Consider the following 4713-nt stretch of genomic DNA (forward strand, 5'->3'; position numbering starts at 1 on the left):
CGCCCTCCTCGCCGCCGCTCCACTTGAGCGCCAGCAGCCGCGCCTCGCGCGCCGAGCCGGCGCTGACGCCGAGCAGCGCGCCCATGCCCAGCTCGCGCATCGCCGCCTCGTCGAGCACCGTCACCTCCAGGCCCAGGCCGTCGATCGCGGCGCCGACCTGCTCGACGAAGGTCTCGGGGTAAAGCAGGTTGGGCGGCTCGGTGACGAGCTGGCGGGTCAGCGCCATTCCGTCGGTCACCGCCGACTCCGGACCCCAGGCCTGCTCGCTCCCGTCAGGCGCGCCGCTGATCGCGAGCGTCGCGAGCGTCGGCCTGGCGTTGTCGGGCAGCTTCGTCCGGTACACGTCATGCCGCCATGCGCGTTGCGCGGCGGCCCCGGCGAACCGTGCGACCGCCTCGGGCGTCGCGGACACGCCGGTCAGGTCGACCGAGACGGCGGTGGCCGTCGTCAGCAGCCTGGCGGTAAGCGCGCCACCCGCCTTGGCCCAATCGGGCTCCGCGCCGCCGCCGACGCCCAGCAACAGCACGTGGCGGACCGCGCCCTCAGACGGAACGAACAACTCGACGATCGCGCCCGCCTCGCCAGTGAAGCGTTGCGCCGCCGCCGCCGCATCGCCCACCGCGCGCAGACCCGCGATCGCATCCCAGTTCACGCGCTCCAGGCCGTCCTTCTCGACGGGCAGGACGAGGATAGCGACGGGATCGGCGGCGGGAACGAAGCTGATCTGCATGGGACGGTGCGGCTTTCGATGATCGGTGGTCGGGAAGCGCTCGTCCTCTACGCCCCCCGCCCGGTGACACAAGCACGCGATTGCGGGACGCGGACGGCTGGGTTACGCGCCAAGGACGCAAGGTGCTCGCGCAAGGGGTTGGTTCATCATCGTGTCGCGTTCCCTGTTGCTGGCGGGCGGTGTCCTGACGCTGGCCGTGCCCGCCCATGCGAGGGCCTCGGCGCAGCAGGCGCCCCTAGCCCGCCCGCCCGCGACCGGCTCGACCGCCGATCAGCAGGTTCAGTTCGCGGCCAACGCGCTCGATTACGACAATGAGACCGACATCGTGACGGCGACCGGCGAGGTGCGCATGACGCGCGCGGGCCAGCGGCTGCGTGCCGACAAGGTGGTGTGGAACCGCAAGACCGGCCAGGTGGTCGCGACGGGCGACATCGCGGTCGTCAATCCGCAGGGCGACATCGCCTATGGCGATCGCATCGAGCTGGCCGACAGCCTCAAGGACGGCGTCGTCGACAACATGCTGGTGGTGCTGGAGCGCGGCAGCCGCTTCGCCGCGACGCGGGGGCGCCGCGCGCAGGACGGCACGCTCGATCTCGATCACGCCGCCTACACGCCGTGCGCCGTCACGAACGACGCCGGCTGCCCCAGGGAGCCGAGCTGGAAGATCACGGCGCTGCGGGTCACCTACCGACCAGACCGCGAGCGGGTGTCGTTCGTCAGCGGCCGGTTTCATCTGTTCGGGCTGCCCTCGCTGCCGCTCCCCAATCTGAGCATCTCGACCGGCGATCACAGCGAGAGCGGGGTAATCTCCCCCGATCTGCGCTTCTCCCACGTGAACGGGCTTGAGGTTGCCGTGCCCTATTACCTCTCGCTGGGGCCGAACCGCGGGCTGACGCTGACGCCGCATCTGTTCACGTCGGTGCTGCCGGAGATGCAGGTCCAGTATGAGGCGCTCGGGACAAGGGGCGCGTTCCGCCTGACCGGCTATGCCACGGTGAGCCGACGCAGCGACGACCTGAACACCACGGAGGTGGGGCCGACGGAGCAGGCGTTTCGCGGCTATGTGGACGGGATCGCGCGATATCAGCTGAGTTCGACCTGGAGCGTCAGCGGCTCGCTGCGGCGGACCACCGATCGGACCTTTCTGCGCCGCTACGACATCTCGCGCGACGACCGGCTGCGCTCCACGGCCAAGCTGGAGCACATCGACGCGGACAGCTATTTCGCGCTGGACGGCTGGGCGGTGCAGACGTTGCGGGTCGCCGACTCGCAGGGCATGCAGCCGCTGGCGCTGCCCGAGATCGACTATCGCCGGCTCATCCGCGACGCGCCGCTGGGCGGGCGGCTCGCGATCCAGCTCAACTCCCTGGCGCTGACCCGCGACGCGGGCCAGGACACGCAACGCGCCTTTGCCAGCGCGCGCTGGGACCTCCGGCGTCTCGCCGCCGGCGGCCAGGAACTGACGCTGACCGCCTTTGCGCGCGCGGATGCCTACAACACGCACGACACGCTGGCGACGGCGGTGACCAGCTATCGCGGGCTGGAAGGCTTCCACACGCGCGCGATCGGCGCGGTCGCGGCCGATCTCGCCTGGCCGCTGATCGGCGCGCTGGGCTCGGGCACGCAGCGGTTCACGCCGCGCGTGCAGGTGGTCGCGTCTCCGCACATCGCCAATCTGACGCTGCCCAACGAGGACTCGCGCGCGGTTGACCTGGACGATTCCAACCTGTTCGCGCTCAATCGCTTCCCGGGCTATGACCGCTGGGAGGATTCGACGCGCGTCACCTATGGCGGCGAGTGGGCGGTCGACCTGCCGGGCGTCCACGTCGATGCCGTGATCGGGCAGAGCTATCGCCTGTCGGAGCGGCCCAGCATCCTGCCCAGCGGCACCGGCCTCTCCGACCGCTTCTCCGACATCACCGGCCGAACGGAGGTGCGCTTCCGCGACCTGCTCTCCCTCACGCACCGCTACCGCGTCGATCACGACAGCCTCAGCTTTCGCCGCAACGAGATCGACGCCACCGTGGGCTCGCGGAGCACCTATGCGCTGATCGGCTATCTCCGCCTCGACCGGAAGATCTTCCCCTCGATCGAGGATCTGCAGGACCGCGAGGAGGTGCGCCTGGGCGGGCGGGTGCAGATCAGCCGCTTCTGGTCGCTGTTCGGCTCGACCGTGATCGACCTGACCGATCGCGCGGAGGACCCGCTGTCGCTCGCCAACGGGTTCGACCCGCGCCGTCATCGGATCGGCTTCGAATATGCCGACGACTGCATCCGGCTCGGGCTGACCTGGCGGCGCGACTATCAGGACACCGGCGACGCGCGCGCGGGCAACAGCTTCCTGTTGACGCTGGCGTTCACCAACCTCGGCCGCTAAGCGCCGGTTCAGGCGGTGGACGGCACGGACCGCCGGTGGCGCGATCGGTCGCGCGGGAGTGGAAGGCGTTGGTGACAGGCTTTGGTGGGCGCGCGGGCGCGATGCTCGCGCTGATGATGGCGGTGGCGGCGCCGGCGCAGGTGAGCCGCGACCAGGGCGTGCCCGAGACCCCGCTCGACATCCCGGCCAACCTGCAGATCTTCGGCAAGCTCGACCCCAACGTGCGCAAGCCGACCGCGATCGTCAACGACACGGTGGTGACCGGCACGGACGTCGATCAGCGGCTCGGCCTGATCGCGTTGTTCAACAACGTGCCGATCGCGCAGATCAAGGGCGACGAGCGCGACCGGCTGCGGTTGCAGATCCTGCGTCAGCTGATCGACGAGACGCTGCAGGTGCAGGAGGCGAAGACCGCCGACATCGCCATCACGTCCGCGCAGGTCGATCAGGGCGTCGTCCGAGCGGCGCAGAGCACCTTCAAGGTCACGCCCAAGGAGCTGCCCGCCTTTCTGACCAAATCGGGTGCGTCCGAACGGACGCTGCGCCGCGAGATCGAGGCGGAGCTGGCATGGCAGAGCTATCTGCGCCACCGCGTCGAGCCGCTGGTCAATGTCGGCGATCAGGAGGTGGCGGACATCCTCAAGCGCCTCCAAGCGCAGAAGGGCACGCAGGAGTTCAATATAAAGGAGATCTTCCTGCGGGCCGAGGGCGCGAACGAGCAGGAAATCTTCGCCAAGGCACGCACGGTGCTTCAGGACCTGCAGAAGTCGGGCAAGCCGTTCGAGCAATATGCCGTGCAATATTCGGACTCGCCGACGGGCAAGCAGGGTGGCGATCTGGGCTGGGTGAAGGCGTCCGTGCTGCCGGCGGAGCTGGCGCAGGCGGCGCAGGACATGCAGGTCGGCCAGGTCGCCGGGCCGATCGAGAACTCCGGCGGCTATTCGATCCTGTACCTGACCGACAAGCGCCAGCTGCTCACCGCCGACCCGCGCTCCGCGAAGCTGAGCCTGAAGCAGCTCACCGTCCGCTTCCCCGCCGGCACGACGCAGGCGGATGCGACCGCGCGGACGAGCGCCTTCGCGACGGGGCTGAAGCAGCTCCAGGGCTGCGGCTCGGTGGAAAAGGTCGGCGCGGCACTGGGTGCGGAGGTGGTCGACAACGACGCCGTCCTGATCCGCCAGCTGCCCGGGCCCTTGCAGGACCTCATGCTCAATCTCCAGGTCGGGCAGGCGACGCCGCCCTTCGGCAACCCGCAGGAGGGCGTGCGCAGCCTGGTGCTGTGCGGTCGCGACGACACGCAGTCGACCGAGCTGCCGCGCGCCGACCAGATCGAGAATCAGATCCAGGAAACGCGCGTCAACCTGCGCGCGCAGGCCAAGCTGCGCGACCTGCGGCGTGACGCGATCATCGAATATCGCTGAGTTCCGGCCGATGGCGCCGCTGGCGGTGTCGATGGGCGACCCGGCCGGGATCGGGCCGGAGGTGATCGCCAAGGCGTGGGCGGCTGGCGGACTGCCGCCGTTCGTGGTCCTGGGCGATCCGGGCGCTTTTGCCGGGCCGGTCGCGGTCGTGCGCGACATGGCGGAAGCGGCGGCGGCGTTCGGCC

Annotated in this window: 3 protein-coding genes; 2 read left to right on the plus strand and 1 reads right to left on the minus strand. The window is 70.0% G+C overall.

The features are described from left to right. The coding region (locus tag HUU95_RS08840) for a leucyl aminopeptidase family protein (RefSeq protein ID WP_217429800.1) at positions 1 to 730 on the minus strand (730 nt) is incomplete at its 3' end. 151 nt (positions 731 to 881) lie between these two features. On the opposite strand from HUU95_RS08840, the gene HUU95_RS08845 reads away from it, so the two are divergent. Together HUU95_RS08845 and HUU95_RS08850 are read left to right on the plus strand one after the other, a co-directional pair. After that, positions 882 to 3107: an LPS-assembly protein LptD gene (locus HUU95_RS08845; RefSeq protein WP_174279777.1), complete on the plus strand. Its 2226-nt coding sequence runs from the start codon at positions 882 to 884 to the stop codon at positions 3105 to 3107. A gap of 35 nt (positions 3108 to 3142) precedes the next feature. Further along, positions 3143 to 4528 carry a peptidylprolyl isomerase gene (locus tag HUU95_RS08850; protein ID WP_254602709.1) on the plus strand — a complete coding sequence of 462 codons (1386 nt, stop codon included), beginning with the start codon at positions 3143 to 3145 and terminating at the stop codon, positions 4526 to 4528. Positions 4529 to 4713: the final 185 nt, after the last annotated feature.

Source organism: Sphingomonas bacterium (genome assembly GCF_903643065.1).
Taxonomy (GTDB): Bacteria; Pseudomonadota; Alphaproteobacteria; order Sphingomonadales; family Sphingomonadaceae; genus Sphingomonas.